Consider the following 18,520-nt stretch of genomic DNA (forward strand, 5'->3'; position numbering starts at 1 on the left):
TGCGCGGATTCATGCGGCGAGTATGGCGGGTTGGAGCCAGTGATGAGGGGCAGCAACGTATCAGGCAGGGCGGCAGTAGCCTGCCAGTACATCGCGGCGCGGATTCATGCGGCGAGTATGGCGGGTTGGAGCCAGTGATGAGGGGCAGCAACGTATCAGGCAGGGCGGCAGTAGCCTGCCAGTACAACGCGGCGCGGATTCATGCGGCGAGTATAGCGGATTCGAGACTGATGAGGGCAGCAGCTACCCGGTTTATGGGGGGGCTGCTGCCCTCTCCGTTGTGATAGTTTGATCTGTTGCTGATAACGCAAACTTGGTGGTCTGGCGGACTGAGAGGACGCTATATCTCCCCAAAAGTCATTTTTGAGGCTGAAGCGGACTGAGAATCGCTTATCTTGCGGATTAGGACCGCAAATGAGGCCAATCGGTGCACTTAGCGGAATCTCAGTCCGCTTGCCCCGCGAATCGGTCCGATTTGGCCGAATAACGGAATGTCAGTCCGCGCCGCCAATGGTCGGGTTGGCTGGAGCTACCCGAATAGCGGGAGATCCCCCGCCAAGTACTCCCTGTGCCCCTCCGCACTCTGTCCCCCGCCGAATGCTCATGTCACCTCCGCACTCTATCCCCCACCAAGTACTCCCTGTGCCCCTCCGCACTCTGTCCCCCGCCGAATGCTCATGTCACCTCCGCACTCTATCCCCCACCAAGTACTCCCTGTGCCCCTACGCACTCTATCCCCCGCCGAATGCTCATGTCATCTCCGCACTCTATCCCCCCGCCAGGTACTCACTACGAACTTCCGCATCCGATAAGCTTCATCCTGTTCCGCCCTTCTGGAGTTTGGTTCATCGGCGGGGTGTTACGGCTGGGCTCCGGCATACTGTATGCGCAGGATAGCTGCTGCTTGTGAGCGAAATCAGCCAGCTTTTCCTTCATATTGGAAATGTGTGTCTGCAACGCAGATGAAGTAACCTACTGAATCTTTATTTGTTGACGTGCAAACAAAGTGGAGTAAGATGATACAAGTAAAGAATCATGACGGAGAACTGGTGCTGGAGAAGGAGGACCCATGAGTACATTCATAGCCTATTGCGGACGAGCCTGGCGGCAGCTTGCCGGCAGGTATTACCGGATATCGATCAAGCAGAGGATTCTGTTCGCTTTTATTGTTCTGATAACGCTGTCAATCAGCGCGATGGGCAGCTTCACGTATTGGATCGCTGCGCAGGAAATTGAGGATAATGCTTATGCCGGCAGCCAGGAGACAGTGAGCAAAACTACACAGCTGCTCGATTCCAGGCTGAACGATGTGGCCTTGTCCGTGCAGTCCCTGATGCTGAGCGATGCCTACCGGAAGATGATGATTGATGTGTTCAGCCACGAGGTGTCGAATTACTATGTGCATCTGTCCGATCTGCAATATGTGCTCTCCCAGGCAATGTTCAATCAGCCGATTATCGAGAATGTGCTGATTGTTACGCCGATTGGCGACTTCTATTCCACCACACAGATCCGCGCGAAGGACAGTTCATTCTATGGCTCGGAATTATATGATCTCAGCAAGGAGCAGCCGGGCGGCTATTGGGCCAAAGGGCATTATGACCGGTTATTTACGGGCAGCCAGCGGGTGGTCTCGTTCGTGGTCCGGGGAATCTATGAATATCCGTATACACCGATCAGCAATGTGTATATCGTGGTGAACATTAAGGAGAGCCGGATTGACGGCCTGCTGAATCAGGGCGGGGAGCAGCCCGGCCGCAATTATTACCTGCTCAGCGGAGAAGGGGACGCGGTGGTCGAGTCCCGCTGGCCGTTCCGCGGCAAGTTCCCCTGGAAGCCTAGGGTGCCGGAGGCCGGGGAAGAAGCAGCCTGGCAGGAGCATACCTACAAGTATGACGGCAAAGAGTATCTTCTGAATTACAAAAAATCGGAGGTCTCACCAGACTGGATCATCTCCGGCATGCAGTCGCGGGACCAGCTGCTGGGCAAGCTGCAGCGGGTGCAGCGTACAACGCTGTATGTAATCGGCGTCTTTCTGCTGACGACCTGGCTGATCTCCAATCAGCTGACTTCAGCCCTGCTGAGGCCGCTGTTCAAGCTCCGGCGGCTGATGCGCAGGGTGGAGGAGAATCAGCTTAGCGTGGTCTTCGAGAGCAGGTATGATGATGAGATTGCCCAGGTAGGCTACCAGTTCAACCGGATGATGTCGGAGATCAAGGAGCTGATTGAGGATGTGAAATCCAAGGAGAAGGACAAGCGGCATGCGGAGATCCGGGCGCTTACGGCGCAGATGGAGCCTCACTTCCTGTACAATACGCTGAATACGATCTACTGCAAATCGGTCATGGGCGAGAACGGCGATGTGAATGAGATGATTCTGGCGCTGTCGCAGATGTTCCAGCTCGGCCTCAGCGGCGGCAAGGATCTGATAACGCTTGCGGATGAGCTGTCCCATGTCCGGCAGTATTTCGCGATCCAGCAGAAGTGTTATGAAGATCTGTTTGAATATACCGTGAGTGTGGAAGAGGAGGAGCTGCTGGCCTGCCAGATTCCGAAGATCGTGCTGCAGCCGATTGTGGAGAACAGCATTCAGCACGGCTTCAGCGACCGGTCCGGGGGCGGACGGATTGATATTACAGTGGGCAGGGAACAGGGAATGCTGCATATTACCCTTACGGATAACGGGCGGGGGCTGGATGCGGCGAGCGTGAAGCAGCGAATGAACACCGCCCCCTTGTCACGAAAAGGCTACGCCCTGTTCAACATACGGCACCGGCTGACCTTGTATTACGGGGCTGACGCCCGCATGGAAGTAGACGGAGAACCGGGTAAGGGATCACGGACAGAGCTGTGGATTCCGCTATGGGAGGAGAGCTAAGGATGGAATATGAACAGGAGCAGGAACTGAAGCAGGGGGCGGGAAGGTTCAAGCTGTGCATCATCGACGATATCAAAAGTGTGACAGAGATGATCTCGCGCAAGCCGGATTGGCAGGCGTATGGCATTGAGGTGGCTGGCACGGCACTCGACGGTGAAGAGGGGCTGCGAATCATCCGTGAGAAGCGGCCTGATATTGTACTGACCGATATCCGGATGCCTAGAATGGACGGGCTGGAGATGACCCGGGCGATTCTGGAATCTCTGCCGGGATGCAAGATTATTATTCTTAGCGCCTATTCCGAGTTCGCCTATGCCCAGGAAGCCATCCGTCTGGGGGCGCTTGATTTCGTGAAAAAGCCTTTTGCCCTGGATGAGATTGTGAACGTGGTGCTGAAGGCGAAGGCGCTGTGCCTGCAGGAGCGGCAGGAGACAGCCAGACTTGCCGTGATGGAGCTCAGAATTAAAGAGAGTATGCCTATTCTCCGCCAGGAGTATCTGACCTTCCTGCTGCACCACCAGACCTCGGAGGCGGATGCCCGGTCCAGATGGGTGTATCTCGATATTCCACTGGAGCAGCATGATTTCTTCGTGTTCGTCGCAGAGATTGACCATTTCGCGGAGAAGCTGCAGAATCAGCCGGTACAGGAGGTCGAGCTGCTGCGGTTCAGCCTGTACAATATTCTTGAAGAGACCATCTCCGCCTGGACACGCGGCGTGATTATCCGTGAAGCCACAGACCGGTATGTCTGCATTATTAACGGCTCGGACCCGGGCCTTGCCGCGCAGATCACCGAGGCCTGCTGTACGAACGTAAGCACATTCTCGCGCCATACGATTTCGATCGGCATGGGGCTGGGGGTCACTTCGATTCATGAGCTGGCTGCTGCATACGGGCAGGCGCTCAGCGCGCTGGGGTATCACTTCTATACCGGCGGCAACGGTGTGTACAATTACGGCGATATCGAGAACAAGCCGCTGGCGCTTCACAGCTACTCTGCAGCCGCCGAACAGGAGCTGCTGTTCGCCCTGCGTTCCGGCAATACCGGCAAAAGCCTGCAGGTGCTGGATCAGCTCTTCGCCGAGCTGCTGGACAATGACCTTCTGCCCGAGCCGCGTTATGTCGAAAGCGTGGGCTATGAACTGAGCTTCCGGATCTGCCGTGTCATGCTGGAGCAGTTCCCTTATGAACAGGTAGAGCCGCTGGAGCGCGGTATTGAAGTTATGAAGAACCGGGCGCATCCTTCCCTGCAGGATATCCGCAGCCTGCTGGATGACCTGTGCCGGGCGGCCTGCTCTCTGGTGGAGGAAGCCCGTTCCGTGGAGTCCACGCGGATTATTCAACAGGCCAAGGCGTACATCCGGGATCATCTGCACACCAGCCTGTCGCTGGAGCAGGTCGCGAAGCAGATCAGCCTTAGCCAGGGCTATTTCTCCAACCTGTTCAAGAAGGTGGAAGGGGTGTCATTCCAGCAGTATGTCATGCATGAGAAGATGGAGAAGGCTAAGGCGATGCTGATTGGCGGCCAGCAGGTCCAGGAGATTGCCCAGGATCTCGGTTACGAGCACAGGCGTTACTTCAGCGAGGTATTCAAGAAGTACACGGGCATGACCCCGTCGGAGTTCAAGCTGCATTACCTTGGAAAAGAATAAGGATGACAAGGGAGGGATTCTCGCCATGGCGGAGGTCTGCTCCCTTTTGTGTATGGGGCGGCTTCAGGGGCCTCGGCGTCCCCGCAACTCCCGCAGAAACCTGCCCTTAATGTGGGCTTACCCGCCTTATGTGTAAGCGTTACCCCATCTATAATCAGGTTGTAAGTTAAATTAAGCAGCGATAAATAAGGGGGCACTACCAATGATGAAGCGTACGCTTACGACATCGTTAAGCCTGATTCTGGCACTTGGCCTGACAGCCTGCGGCAACGGTAATGGCAGCAATGGATCAGCAGACACCGGAGATGCGGCGAAAGGCAGTTCAGGCTCGGGCCAAAAAACTAAAATCAGCTACTGGACGGGCGACCGCCATGATGCCGATTTCGTGAAGGAGAAGGTTGCCGAGTTCAACAAGACCAACACCGACGGGATCGAGGTGGAGCTGGTCGTTAAGGGCGATGACTTCGACACGGCGCTGGATCTGTCCTTCCAGACCTCGGATGCGCCGGATGTGATCCGGGTGAAGGAGAATACCATCCAGACCTTCTACAAAAAGGGCTTCCTCGCCCCGATTGATGAATTCCTCACCGATGAGCTCAAAGCCAAGTTCCCGGCGATGCCGGATCTGAACGAATTCGACGGTGCGCGTTACAGTCTTCCGAACTATGGAACTACGATGCGCCTGGTGTATAACAAAGACTTGTTCGCCAAAGCAGGAATTGAGCATCCGCCAACTACACTGCAGGAGCTGGTGGATACAGCCAAGAAGCTGACGGAAGCGGGCAAGGCGGACGGTGCTTACGGCTTCGCACAGAATTTCAAAAATCCGTCCAGTGCGTTCGGGCGTTCGGCGCGGGTAATTGCGGAGATGAGCGGCTTCGGCGGCTTCGGGTATGACTTCAAGACTGCCCGTTATGACTTCAGCGGCTTCGAGCCTATCATCCAGGCGTTCAAGCAGATCAAGGATGACGGCAGCATGCTTCCGGGCGTGGAATCCCTCGATATCGATCCGCTGCGGGCACAGTTCGCGGAAGGCAAGATCGGAATGTATATGTCCTACTCCTCCGAGCCGGGCGTCTACAAGAATCAGTTCCCGGCCAAAATTGACTGGGCAGCAGCTCCGGTACCTACCATCGACGGCAAGGTGAAAGGCGCTTCCGGGTTCCTCGGCGGACAATGGCTGGGCCTTAGCTCGAAATCGGAGCATAAGGAAGCGGCATGGAAGTTCATGCAGTTCATGTATGATGACCAGGTACTGACCGAGTATCAGGAAAAAGGCTTCGGCATCTCCATGGTTCCCTCAATCAGTGCGGCAGCCAAAACCCCGGATGTAAACGGAATTGAAGGCTTCCTCCCGAACAAGAATGACGGGGTATGGCCGGTCTATCCAACCGTTGCGCCGGAAGGCATGAAGTCGGATGACGCCTTCTTCAAATACATGCTCAATGGCGGCGACCTGAAGGCGATCATCGCTGACCTCAACAAACGATATAATGCTGCGCTGGACAGCACAATTGCCAATGACGGGTTGAAGGCTGAGCCGGATGCCGGCTTCGATCCGGCTGGCCTGGGCGGCAAGTTCGCCAAATAAAAGGCAGGCTGAACACACAGATAGAGGTCATCACAGCGGGGATGGGGAAGCAGCTTTCTCCATCCTTCTGTATGACCGCAATGGAAAGGAGCCGGAAGAGACCCTATGAATAAAACGAAAAACGCCATATTTTCATACAGCTTTTTATTTCCAAGCGCCATTCTGACACTTGTGCTCGGAATCTACCCGATTGCCTGGGCATTCCGCTACATGTTCTATGACTATAAAGGCTACGGAGCAGCCCGGTTTACCGGTCTGGATAACTTCAGCCGCATTATGAAGGACACCCAGTTCTGGGATTCGGTTGTAAATACCTTTGTCTACGCAGGGGGCAAGCTGCTGATCACCATTCCGCTGGCGCTGCTGCTGGCCGCCATCCTGAACCGCGGGCTGCGGGGCAGACAGCTGCTGCGGGGGATTTTTTTCATGCCGACCGTCATCAGTACAGCCGTTATGGCCGTGGTCTTCTTCACGATATTCAATTCGTATAACGGAATTCTGAATCAGTTCCTGATCAAGTTCAATCTGTCCGATTCCGGCATTGACTGGCTGGGGCCGAAGTATGCGATGCTCACCGTCATTCTGGTGGCAGCGTGGGGGGCGGTCGGGAATTATATGCTGCTGTTCCTCGCCGGTCTGCAGAATATCCCCGAGGATGTGTATGAAGCCTCCTCCCTGGACGGCGCAGGCAGAGTCCAGCAATTCCGCTACGTGACGCTGCCGATGCTGGGTCCGGTCATGCAGATGGTTATCATGCTGGCGATCATTACGGCCTTGAAGGGCTACGAGAGCATCATGGTTCTAACCGAGGGCGGTCCCATTGGCAAGACAGAGGTGATGTTCCTGTATTTGTACAAATTATTCTTCCCTGTCGGCGGCGGCAGTGCAGCGGTTCAGGTGCAGGAGTTCGGCTACGGCAGTGCGGTCGCCTTCGTATCCGCGCTAATCGTAGGGATCATATCCATCGTCTATTTCTATGTATCCCGGCGAATGAATCAGACCGACTGAAGGAGAGACACGAGATGAGAATAAGAACCATACTGGGCAACACCATACTCTGGATATTTTTGCTTGCCTTTGCTTTTATCACCCTGATTCCGGTTGTCATTACTATACTGGGCTCCTTCAAAACGAATGCCGAGCTGACCACCGGGGCGACCTTCCTGCCAAACAGCTGGCACTTCTCGAACTATTCCGAAGCCTGGGAACAGGCCAATTTCTCCAGGTATACCCTGAACAGCCTGATCGTCTCCCTGACGGTGGTGGCGGGCACTTTGATTGTCTCCTCCATGGCTGCTTATGTGGTGGACCGGATGGATTTTTTCGGCAAAAAAATATATATCGGCCTGCAATCCTTCACCATGTTCGTTGCCGTGGGGGCGGTGGTGCTGCGTCCGCAATTCGATCTGATGGTCAAGCTTCATCTGCATAGCAGCCTCTGGGGGGTTATTCTGATCCTGATATCTGCGCATGCTTCGATCTTCTTCATCCTGCTCAGCTTCATGAAGGGAATTCCCAGGGAGCTGGATGAAGCGGCGCTGATTGACGGCAGTTCGCTGGGCAGGACCTTCTGGAGAATCATTCTGCCGCTGCTCGGACCGGGACTGGGCGTAGGTGCCTTGTTCACCTTCCGCGGTGCGTGGAATGAATATCTGCTGCCGCTGGTGTTCACTATGACCAAGCCGGAGCTGCAGACGCTGACTGTCGGCCTGGCGAATCTGAAATACGGGATTTCGGCGGCTTCCCAGACCCACTACATGATGGCGGGCGCCTGCTTGTCCATCCTGCCGATTCTCGTGGCCTATCTGTTTGCCAACAAGTCTTTTATGCAGATGACGGCAGGCTCCCTCAAGGGCTAATCACTGCCTGAGATCATCTGTATGAACTTATCCATATGCATTGTCCATTTCAAGGAGGTATACCCCATGACATTACAGGTTCCTGCGATTCTGCACTCTGCTCCGTTCATTCAGCGCTATCCGGGTAATCCGGTGCTGGATGCATCCAAGGTTCCCTATCCCACAGCACTTGTATTCAATGCCGGTGTAACGAAATTCAACGGTAAATACGTGATGATCTTCCGTAACGATTACGGCTCGCTGACCGAGCAGACGATCGAGCCGCATCACACGACCGATCTCGGCATTGCTTACAGCGATGACGGGTTGACCTGGACAGCCGGGCCGAAGCCGGTGTTCAAAATGCATGACGAAGAGATTATCCGCGCCTACGACCCGCGCTTGACTGTGATCGGCGGACGCTGCTATATGTGCTTTGCCGTAGATACGAAGCATGGCATCCGCGGCGGAATTGCCGTGACGGATGATCTGGAGCACTTCGAGGTGCTCAGCCTGTCTACACCGGACCTGCGCAATATGGTGCTGTTCCCGGAGTTGATCGGCGGCAAGTATGTCCGTCTGGAGCGCCCGTTCACGGTGTACAGCCGGGGGGGACAGGACCGCTTCGATGCCTGGATCTCCGAGTCCCCGGATCTGAAATACTGGGGCAACTCCAGCCTGCTGCTCGCGGTCGAGCATGTGCCGTTCGCCAATGACAAGGTCGGTCCGGCTGCGCCTCCGGTCCGGACCGATAAGGGCTGGCTGACCACCTTCCATGCGGTGGATATCGACCCGGGGAGAGGCAAGCACGGCTGGGAGCCCACCTGGAAGAAGCGGTATACGGCAGGCATCATGCTGCTGGATCTGGAAGATCCGCGTAAGGTTATCGGCATGGCCAAGCAGCCGCTGCTGGCCCCGGAGACGGAGTATGAGATTGAGGGGGGCTTCCGCAATCATGTTATTTTTCCGGGCGGGATGATTCTGGAGGATGACGGTGAGGTCAAAATCTACTACGGCTCTGCGGATACGATTGAATGCCTGGCAACGGCCCATGTGGATGATCTGATCCGCTATTGCCTGAAGGGCTAGGCTGGCGATGAGTAAGCTATGGGAGAAGCTGGCCAATCCTCCGGCAGAATACCGGTCTGCGCCGCTCTGGTCCTGGAATGACGAGCTGGAGCCGGCCGAGCTGGAGAGGCAGATCGGGGAGATGCATGCAGCCGGGATCGGCGGGTTCTTCATGCATGCCCGCGGCGGCCTGCAGACCCCGTATATGGGTGAAGCCTGGATGGAGGCCGTCCGGGTCTCCATCGCGAAGAGCCGGGAGCTGGGCATGAACGCCTGGTTCTATGATGAGAACGGCTGGCCGAGCGGCTTCGCGGACGGTGAGGTTCCGGCCAAAGGCGTTGCCTATCAGCAGAAGCTGCTGGCCTGGGAGAAGCCGCCGTTCCGTTATCCGGTGGACAGGGCCATTGCCAGCTATTCGCTTGAAGCAGCTTCCGGCGAGTACCGTCTGCTGCCGCCGGAAGAGAGCGGTGCTGCGGATCTTGCCCTGTATTATGAGGTGAATCCGTACTACACGGATACACTCAGCAAACAGGCCGTAGGCGAGTTCATTACAGCCGCCTACGAGCGGTACTGGAATGAATTCGGCCAGCTGGAGGCGGAAGGAGCCGCCGCCCTGCCGGGCATCTTCACAGATGAGCCGCAATTCGCCCGCGGCAGGCTGCCGTGGTCGTTCGAGCTGGAGGAAGCCTTCGCCGCACGCAGCGGCTATGCGGTGCAGGAGATTCTGCCTGCCCTGTTCTTCCCCCAACGCGGCGCGAACAAAGCGCGCTATGATTACTGGGGCACGGTGACCGCCATGTTCACCGAAGCCTACGCCAGGCAGATCGGCGATTTCTGCGCCGCCAAGGGCTGGGCGGCCACAGGCCATGTGGTCGATGAGCAGGAGCTGATGCATCAGGTGGCTTCCGTCGGCGATCCCATGGCCTTCTACGAATTTTTACAGATCCCCGGCTGTGACTGGCTGGGCCGGTTCGTAGGGGAGGAGCCGCTGGTGCCGAAGCAGGTCAGCTCGGCGGCCCGCCAGACCGGGAAGAAGCGGACGATTACGGAGAGCTTCGGCTGCTCCGGCTGGAATGTCAGCCTCCAGGATCTGAAGCGGATCGGGGAGTGGCAGTTCGTCCACGGCATCAATTTCCTCTGCCAGCATCTGCAGGGCTATTCGCTCCGCGGGCTGCGCAAGCGTGATTATCCGCCGTCGCTGTTCTATCAGCAGCCGTGGTGGAAGGATTACCGGGGCTTCAACGACTATTTCGCCCGGTTGTCGCTGATTCTGGCCGAAGGAACGGGCCATGCGGAAGTATTGCTGCTTCACCCGGTAAGGTCTGCGTGGCTGGCCCAATGCGGGGAGGATACTTCGGCTATTGTGCCTTATCATGAGGCTTTTGCACAGCTGACCCGCTGGCTCTGCCGGGCGCTCATCGAGCATGATTACGGCAGTGAGAGCATTATCGCCCGGCATGGCCGCGTAAGCGAAGGGCAGTTCATCGTCGGCGAGGCGGCATACCGCACCGTAATTATTCCGCCGAGCCTGACGGTGGACCGGGTAACGGCAGCGCTGCTGCAGGAATTCGTAGACCAGGGCGGACATCTGATCGCCTGCGGGTCTGCTCCGGCACTGGTGAACGGAGAGGACAGCGGGGACTTGGAACAGCTGCTCCAGCATGCCGTCCAGCCGGAATGGAATGCGGAAGCACTGTGCAGCGCGGTGACTGCAGTCTCGGCGCCCTTCGTGCAGATAACCGGCTCGGCAGGCAAGAAGCTTGCGTCCGATACGCTGAATGTACGGTCGGTCTCGCTGGCAGATTCCATGGTCTACTATATCGTCAATTCCGGAACGGAGAGCTGCGGCCATGTGAACATCGAGCTGCGCCAGCGGGGCCGCGTCTCGCTGATCGATCCGGAAACCGGGGGCATCACGGCGCTTGCCGGCGAACTTACAGCACAAGGCATCACGGTTAGCTTGCCGCTCTATGCAGCGCATTCCCTGCTGTTGAGGGTGGAGGCAGACGGGGCTGCGTGTGCCAGTGGGGGAGTAAGTGCAGGTGATGCTGCAGAGTTTGGCGGTGGGGATGATGCGGAATGTACGCGTGGTATGGAATATACGGAAGGCGCAGATAGTGAAGAATATGCAAATAATGAGTATGGGGCAGAGGGTGGAGAAGGTACTGAAGCTGTAGACGGTGGGCGTGGTGCTGGTGGTGGGGAAGTCACGGAATGTACAGAAGCTGTAGAAGGTGCGGAAGTTATGCGTGATGCAAGTGTTGCAGATGGTGGCGAGACTGTAGCATGCCGGGACATAGCAGAGCGGCGGGAACAGACGGACCTGCTTGAACTCGGTTCTGAATGGAGAGTTGCTGCCGCTGATCTGAACAGTCTGACACTGGATACGGCCCGGGTGCGGCAGGATGAGGGCGAGTGGTCCACCGAACAGCCGGTCATCTTTATTCAGGAGCAGCTGCTTGCGTATGGCCGGGCAGCGGCAATTGAGCTGGAGTTCCGCTTCGAGGCCGACTCCAGTCTGCTGGAGGTGCCGCAGCTCTATCTGGCCCTGGAGCAGCCGGGAGACCTGAGGCTTACGCTGAACGGACAGCCTTTGTCTACGGCGGATTGCGGCTGGTGGAGGGATATCTCCTTCCGCACTCTGCCCATCAATGGAAGGTTGGTTGCCGGAGAGAATATTCTGCACATGAGCACCCGGTTCAGCCCCAGCAGCGAACTGCTTGCCAAGCTGGAGAAAGCGAAGCAGTTTGAGACGGAGGGCAACAATCTTACGCTTGAGCAGGAGTTCGAGAGTATATATATTGTAGGCGCCTTCGGCGTGGAGTCTGCTGCGCCCTATACGTATGGCGAGCGGCGGGCCGTATTCACGGAAGGTCCGTTTAAGCTGACAGCGCAGCCCCGTAAGGTTCATTCCGATGATCTGGTTCCCCAGGGCTTCCCGTTCTTTGCCGGAACTATCGCACTTGAGCAGACTGTTCATATTCCTGAAGATACAGAGCTTCCGGAGGTCTGGTCCTTCCAGACTCCCCCGGATACAATAGTATCCCGGCTGTTCATCAACGGCAAGGAGGTGCGGACCTTCCTGTGGGAGCCGTTTACCGCCGCTATCTCCGGGTTGCTGCATGCCGGAGAGAACCGGATAAGGCTGGAATTGACCGGCAGCTGCCGCAACCTGCTGGGACCGCATCATCATCTAAAAGGCGAAGTCTATAAGGTGGGTCCCGACAGCTTCAAGGATAAGCCGGGCTGGACCGACAAAGACCTGGAGCCGGATACACAGGTCTATCAGGACCGGTACGCCTTTGTCCGCTTCGGATTATCTTCGGCACCTGTGCTCCGGGGCTAAGTACAGCAGGAAGTAACAAGACTAACAAACCACAAAATGAACGAACAAATCAACAAAATAAACAGACCAACAACAGAACAGACCAACAAACCAGTAACCAATAGACCAAACTAAACCAACCAATAGAACGAACAGAATGTAGAACACTAACAAAGCTGACAAAGAAAAAAAGAATACAAAGCAAGCGAAGCAACAAACCAACCAACAAACAAACCAACAAATAAACCAACAAAACCTGAAAAATAAACAAAACGAACACCTCCGGGCTCCCTGTTAAGCGGAATCCGGAGGTGTTTTTGTTTAGAAAATAAGATGTTGCTCCAATATTGTGGCTTCCTACAACACAGGTTTCATTCCCGGCCCGATGAGGCGGACTGACAGGACGCTATATCTCCCGAAAAGCCGTTTTTGAGGCTGAAGCGGACTGAGAATCGCTTATCTTGCAGATTAGAGGCGTAAATGAGGTCTATCGGCGCACTTAGCGGAATCTCAGTCCGCTTGCCCTGCCAATCGGTACAATTTGGCCGAATAGCGGATTTACAGTCCAATGCGGTACTGTGATTGCTAACGGGTCCGTGTGAACACCGGGCGCGGTAGCAGGCTTACCTGCAAGCCCCCCCTAGTTCGTCAACTGTTGCAACACCACGGCGCATGCACCGGTGGCGACCGAACGCTCCCCGAGTCTGCTGCGGGTGAAGCGGACGTTATACTGCTCGCGGTAATAGGTCCGCTCCAGGGCGACCCGGGTCGCCTCCAAATAGAAATCATCTGCCGCGAGGAACAGCGGGCCGCCGAGGATAACTTCCTCGGGGTGGAGGATATTGATCAGGTTCGCCAGTCCGATGCCGCAGTAGACGGCCATCTCCTGGAATAACCGGACGACTATAGGATCACGGGCATGAAGGGCCTCTATTAAATGGGCGAATTCCAGCTGCTCCGCACTCTCCGCCAGGCTGCGGAGCATAGCGCTGCTGCCCCGCTCCCAGGCTTCACGCGCCTGTCTCTCCAGGGTGCTTACAGACACATAGCTCTCCCACGCCCCGGCATTGCCGCCCGGTATATGCGGCGGCAGGCCTGAGCCTTCGATGATCATCTGCCCGACGGCCCCCTCGGTATCAATCATGCCATAGAGCAGCCGTCCATCGTTCATGATCGCGGAGCGCAGTCCGATTCCGGCATGGAGATAGAGAAGATGCTGCTGCATCCGGTTGCTGCTGGCCCAGTATTCGCCAAGCAGTGCCGTGTTGGCCCCATTATCCAGATAGACCGGCACCCCCAGACGCTGCTCCAGCTGCTCCTTGATATGTACCTGTGACCAGCCCTGCGCAGGGAAGCGGGCCGGATTCAGGATGACTCCGGCTGTGCGGTCCAGCGGACCGACCGCGCCGATGCCAAGTCCGGCGACCCGGCTAAGAGTGATGGAGGCTGCGTCAAGTAGCTGCAAGGCTTGTCTGTGGAGAGACTCCATTAGAAGCTCCGGGGTAAGTCCGGCATCCATGCTCCAGGTATACTCGCCCAGCAGCCGCAGATGAAAGTCGGTCAGCACAAGCTTGGCATGGGTACGGGATATCTCCAGTCCCAGCAGATAACCGTAAGACGGATTCGTCTCATAGAGGGTAGGGCGGCGTCCTCCGGTGGATTCACCGAAGCCGACTTCAACCAGAAGCTCCTGGGACAGCAATTCGTCCAAAATACGCGTTAAGGTGCTGATCGTCAGTCCGCTTTCATCCAGCAGGGTCTGCTTGGAGACGGTTCCGTGTGTTCTTACGGTGAGGTAGATTTCCCTGGCTTTGGGATTGGCGATGATTTCGTGAATAAGCAGCACAGACGATTCTCTCCTTATGACAAGACTAGACCTGATGAATAGACTACATCTGCTTCAACAATGACATAAAAAGCAGGGTGCCGCAACTATCACAGGAGAGCGTTCGCTTGCGCGTTATTCCGAACTTGCAGCCGCTGCCGGGGGAGAGATGCCGGGCAGCCCGGCAGCATATGAGGACAGGGTGCACTTGTGGAGGAGCTTATTCATACTAGAGCAGCGCCTTGAAGGAATGGCGGATCACATCGCCGCGGCTGATGATGCCGACCAGCACACGGTTACGTTCCACGGGCACTTTTTTGATCTGCTTTTTGCCGAGGATGGTGGCGATGACCTCGATGTCTTCTTCGGCATGCACAGTGATGACCTTCTTCTTGGCGATAGCCATTACGCTCAGACCCAGCAGCTTCTGCGCCCGTTCCTCGAACAGATCATTATCCCCGACGAACACGTTAATCTGGAAAAAAGAATCCACGATCAGATCCTCATGCCTGCCGATATAGCGCATAATATCCCCGTCACTCAAATAAGCGACAATCTCATTCCGGTCATTGACTACGGGCATGCCGCTGATCCGGTGGGCAATGCATTTCTCAATAAAAGTCCGTACGGTGTCCTCCTGCTTGACCTTGTACACCTGACGGATCATGAATTCATGGGCTTTCATACCGGTTCCCCCTGAAAATTAGCTTTTGCAGAAATAAGTTGTATCATGAAAGTATATACTTGTATTATACAAGTGAAAAGAGTAAAGTCAATGAATAAAAGAGAAGAGGGGCGCCCGGCATGGACAAACATTCAATTGAGACAATAGAGCTGGAAATGGCGGTTCTGTTCCGCCGTCTCACTTCAATTACCACGTTCAAAAAAATCGGCAATCTGGATCGTGCGGCCTACCTGCTGTTGCATCACATTGAATCTCGTGAGGGAACTGCCGGGATCAAGGCAATCTCCGATGAGTTTCAGTTGGATATTTCTACGGTCAGCCGGCAGGCGGCCTCACTGGAGAGTAAGGGGTTCATCACCCGGGTACCGGACCCTGTGGACGGGCGGGCCTATTCGCTGCAGATTACGGAGACGGGCCAAGCGAGTCTGGAGGAGAACCGGCAGGTCCGGCAGGAGATGATCGAACAACTGCTAAAGGGCTGGTCGGAGGAGGAGGGACATCTGTTCGGGGAGCTGCTGCAGAAGTTCAATGCAACTTTTCTGGAGGAGGAATGAACGGGGCGCCGTTTCTTGGGCGGCTGGTATGGGCTATACTTAGGGTCAGGGTGGAACAGGAGGTATACTAATGAATGAAGATAAATATGAACATATTGATGAACTAATGGAGGCCTTCCAGCAATTCGCCAGGATGAATTGGCGCAAGACAACCATCTGGGGGCTGAAGCCGAGTGAAATCCGTGTGCTGGTCGCAATCAAGAAGGGGATGGAGCAGGACGGCAGCAAGGGGCGGACCGTGTCCGATATCAGCAAGCTCCTCAAAGTAACCTCTCCGACGGTAACACAGATGGTGAACAGCCTGATTGCCCAGGGGTACGCTGTCCGCACGCCGGATAGCCAGGACCGCAGAATCAGCGACATTACCCTGACGGATAAGGGGGCGCATCTCGCAGATATGGCGGTGGCGAAATCCCGGGAGACCTTCCAGGGGATGATCGACCATCTCGGCAAAGAGCGGAGCGAGACCTTAAGCGAGCTGCTAAACGGGGTATACGAATATTTCGAGCAGCTGGACAGCCAGCAGAATGATATCTGACAAGAGGATGTATCCAAAAAGAGATGTCCGGCAGCGATAAGCTGTGCCGGACATCTCTTTTTTGTGAATAGATTAACCAGAAGCGGGTTAACGGGCCGCAGGCGAAGCATCCTTCCGCAGTTTGCTTCCCGCACTGTTTTCCTCAGCAGCAGCCACAGTTCTGGATTCGCTCGTACGCAGCGGAATCTCCCTCAGGAACATCACGAGCACAGCAGCGATCACGAGCAGCGCAGTACCGCTCAGGAACACGACAGTGAGGGAATCGCTCAACGCCCCGCGCAGCATCTCAATCAATTGATTGAAGAGCGGCCGGATCTGCTCCGGCAGCGTTGTATGCAGCTCCTTCAGCTTGGGCTGGTCAAGCAGCAGCTGCGGATTCATGAAGGCCGACAGCTGCTTCGCAGCTTCCGGGTCCACCTTGGACAGGTCAGGACCTTTGCCCGAGGACACTACAGCTTCCAGCTTATGCGTAAGTGTGGTGTTCATCACTGTACCCATAACAGCAATCCCGATCGTTCCGCCCAGGTTGCGGAATAACGTGTTGGTGGCTGTAGCGACACCCAGCATCTGCGGAGCCACGGCGTTCTGAACGGTCAGCGTGAATACCGGCATGGCCAGCCCGAGGCCGATCCCGAACACAATCATGCTGGCCACGGCCATGGCGATGCTGTTCATGAAGGCCATCATAATCATGGCCGCGACCATGAACGGCATCCCGATCATGGCGTAGCGCTTATATTTACCCGATTTGGAGATCCAGCGTCCGGCCAGTGTACTGAGCACAATCATCATCAGCGACATCGGCATGTTAATGAATCCTGAATTGGTCGGGGACACCCCTTCAACCCCCTGCACGAAGAACGGCAGATAGATCATGGCGCCCATCATGCCTGCGTTCATCAGGAAGCCGATAATCATCGAGAGAGTGACTATCGAATTCTTGAACAGGGAGAGCGGCAGCACCGGACTCTTGGCCTTGCGCTCAATCAGAATTAGGATGACAGCACCGGCAAGGGCGGCTGCGAACAGTCCCAGAATCTGTGGTGAACCCCACGCATATTTGGTGCCTGCCCAGGAGAAGCCGAGCAGCAGCGCAACAATACTGAGGGACAGGAAGAGGGAACCGGTATAGTCGATCGTCTCGGATGCGGCGCGTGTTCCCTTCGGGAACATTCTCCAGATCATGACGAATGCAACAATACCGAGCGGCAGGAAGATCCAGAAGATCCAGCGCCAGTCCATATGGTCTACCATGAATCCTCCGAGGGTCGGGCCGATTACGCTGGAGAATCCGAAGATGGCCATCATAACTCCCGTCCACTTGGCCCTTTCCCGGGGAGCGAACAAATCCCCCACGGCTGTTACGGTAGCCGACATCAGAATCCCGCCGCCGACGCCTTGTATCCCGCGGTAGGTGATCATCTGATAGATGTTGTTGGACAAGCCCGACAGGAAGGCCCCGATGATGAAAATAACAATCCCGGCCAGCAGGAACGGCTTGCGGCCGTAAATATCGGACAATTTGCCGACCAGCACAGTGGCAATGGTCGAGGTGAGCATATAGATGGTAATAACCCAGGTATAATGCTCAATTCCGCCCAGAATGGCAATAATCCGGGGCATCGCGGTTCCGACAATCGTCTGGTTGATCGCCGCGAAGAACATGGCTGCCATTAAGGCGATCATAATGGTCACTTTCTTTTTTTGGGTGAGATGCTCCATAGCGATACGCTCCTTTAATCCTGTACGTATTATAGTTTGGCAGGGTATAATAATCTAATTAGGTAGTCAAACTATCTTTTATGTATAATACACAACTATCCGGGTCAGCACAATAAATTTATTTTTTTCAGCTGGGAATGGCGGTTTGTATTGATTTTCACATATTAGGTAGGTAATCTTTATATTAATAGAACGGAGGTGTCTCATGAATATCCGGGACAGCCGGGAGAAGCAGCTGCTTCTCACACTGGAGAATCTAAAACGCTTAACCCCCCGCCAGCAGGGCATAAATGCTATACCGCATGGAGAATTTGTAACAATGTTTATCATACACACGGCAATGAAGAAACAGGAGGCGGATGAACAGGAACAGGGGTGCTTGTGCCCGGGACTGATGGTCTCCAGATTAAGCGAGCTGCTGCAGGTCAGCCGGCCGACGGCGTCGCAGACGGTCAGCACGCTGGAAGAGAAGGGCTACATCGAACGCGTAATGTCGGAAACCGACCGCAGGGTCATCTACATCTGTCTGACAGCCAAAGGCCAAGCGGTATTCGGCAGCCGGATGGACCGTTATTCGGATGTGCTGGGCGAGATCATTGCGAAGGTGGGCGAGGAGGAGATTGATCAGCTTATCTTAACCTGCGGCCGCCTGATGGAAGTGGTGAACGAAGTGCGGCCGCGCCAGCTGCTTAATCCTCCTCTGGATTAGCAGCATCATTCTAACGAATCTAATCTCCTTATACTAAAGAACCGTGAAGACCGCATGTGTGGTTTGCGCGGTTTTTTGACGTCAAATGGACGTGGAATGAATGAGGATGAGCCTTATTCCGGTACAAGACTACAG

General features: G+C 55.6%; 14 protein-coding genes. 11 read left to right on the forward strand and 3 right to left on the reverse strand.

The window, feature by feature from the left end:
* The first annotated feature begins 11 nt into the window (after window positions 1–11).
* The 8 genes from MHH28_RS30625 to MHH28_RS30660 all read left to right on the forward strand — a co-directional run bounded on the left by MHH28_RS30625 (window position 12) and on the right by MHH28_RS30660 (window position 12,373).
* On the forward strand, window positions 12–284 hold the full coding sequence (locus tag MHH28_RS30625; protein WP_405109072.1) for a hypothetical protein: 273 nt from the start codon (window positions 12–14) through the stop codon (window positions 282–284).
* Window positions 285–1,069: 785 nt separating this feature from the next.
* On the forward strand, window positions 1,070–2,878 hold the full coding sequence (locus tag MHH28_RS30630) for a sensor histidine kinase (protein WP_405109075.1): 1,809 nt from the start codon (window positions 1,070–1,072) through the stop codon (window positions 2,876–2,878).
* A 2-nt stretch (window positions 2,879–2,880) separates the two neighbouring features.
* The gene (locus MHH28_RS30635) at window positions 2,881–4,530 is read left to right on the forward strand and encodes a response regulator (protein WP_405109078.1); all 1,650 of its coding nucleotides are present in this window, start codon (window positions 2,881–2,883) and stop codon (window positions 4,528–4,530) included.
* Between the two features lie 202 nt (window positions 4,531–4,732).
* Window positions 4,733–6,121 (forward strand): ABC transporter substrate-binding protein, encoded by a 1,389-nt coding sequence (locus tag MHH28_RS30640; protein ID WP_405109081.1) that lies wholly within the window; start codon window positions 4,733–4,735, stop codon window positions 6,119–6,121.
* Between the two features lie 105 nt (window positions 6,122–6,226).
* Window positions 6,227–7,129: a carbohydrate ABC transporter permease gene (locus MHH28_RS30645; protein ID WP_405109084.1), complete on the forward strand. Its 903-nt coding sequence runs from the start codon at window positions 6,227–6,229 to the stop codon at window positions 7,127–7,129.
* A gap of 14 nt (window positions 7,130–7,143) precedes the next feature.
* Window positions 7,144–7,980, forward strand: coding sequence for a carbohydrate ABC transporter permease (locus MHH28_RS30650; RefSeq protein WP_405109087.1), 837 nt, complete (start codon window positions 7,144–7,146; stop codon window positions 7,978–7,980).
* Between the two features lie 66 nt (window positions 7,981–8,046).
* Window positions 8,047–9,048 (forward strand): glycoside hydrolase family 130 protein, encoded by a 1,002-nt coding sequence (locus tag MHH28_RS30655; protein WP_405109090.1) that lies wholly within the window; start codon window positions 8,047–8,049, stop codon window positions 9,046–9,048.
* Window positions 9,049–9,055: 7 nt separating this feature from the next.
* On the forward strand, window positions 9,056–12,373 hold the full coding sequence (locus tag MHH28_RS30660; RefSeq protein ID WP_405109093.1) for a glycosyl hydrolase: 3,318 nt from the start codon (window positions 9,056–9,058) through the stop codon (window positions 12,371–12,373).
* Window positions 12,374–12,992: 619 nt separating this feature from the next.
* On the opposite strand, the gene MHH28_RS30665 is transcribed toward MHH28_RS30660, so the two are convergent.
* Window positions 12,993–14,198, reverse strand: a complete 1,206-nt coding sequence (locus MHH28_RS30665) for an ROK family protein (RefSeq protein WP_405109096.1) — start codon at window positions 14,196–14,198, stop codon at window positions 12,993–12,995.
* Window positions 14,199–14,406: 208 nt separating this feature from the next.
* Complete coding sequence (locus MHH28_RS30670; RefSeq protein ID WP_405109099.1) at window positions 14,407–14,862, reverse strand: CBS domain-containing protein; 456 nt, start codon at window positions 14,860–14,862, stop codon at window positions 14,407–14,409.
* A gap of 119 nt (window positions 14,863–14,981) precedes the next feature.
* Here MHH28_RS30670 and MHH28_RS30675 point away from each other — a divergent pair, with 119 nt between their 5' ends.
* Both MHH28_RS30675 and MHH28_RS30680 read left to right on the forward strand, forming a co-directional pair.
* Entirely contained in the window at window positions 14,982–15,416 is a 435-nt protein-coding gene (locus tag MHH28_RS30675; protein ID WP_405109102.1) for a MarR family winged helix-turn-helix transcriptional regulator, read from the forward strand.
* A 70-nt stretch (window positions 15,417–15,486) separates the two neighbouring features.
* Window positions 15,487–15,954 (forward strand): MarR family winged helix-turn-helix transcriptional regulator, encoded by a 468-nt coding sequence (locus MHH28_RS30680; protein ID WP_405109104.1) that lies wholly within the window; start codon window positions 15,487–15,489, stop codon window positions 15,952–15,954.
* Between the two features lie 87 nt (window positions 15,955–16,041).
* Here the strand turns inward: MHH28_RS30680 and MHH28_RS30685 are convergent, their stop codons facing one another.
* Window positions 16,042–17,676 (reverse strand): MDR family MFS transporter, encoded by a 1,635-nt coding sequence (locus MHH28_RS30685; RefSeq protein WP_405109107.1) that lies wholly within the window; start codon window positions 17,674–17,676, stop codon window positions 16,042–16,044.
* Window positions 17,677–18,016: 340 nt separating this feature from the next.
* Between MHH28_RS30685 and MHH28_RS30690 the strand changes: the two genes are divergently transcribed.
* A complete protein-coding gene (locus tag MHH28_RS30690; protein ID WP_405109109.1) occupies window positions 18,017–18,385 on the forward strand; it encodes a MarR family winged helix-turn-helix transcriptional regulator in 369 nt (122 codons plus the stop codon).
* Window positions 18,386–18,520 lie beyond the last annotated feature (135 nt).

It is taken from the genome of Paenibacillus sp. FSL K6-1217, from assembly GCF_045040735.1.
In the GTDB taxonomy this organism is placed as follows: Bacteria; Bacillota; Bacilli; order Paenibacillales; family Paenibacillaceae; genus Paenibacillus_AQ.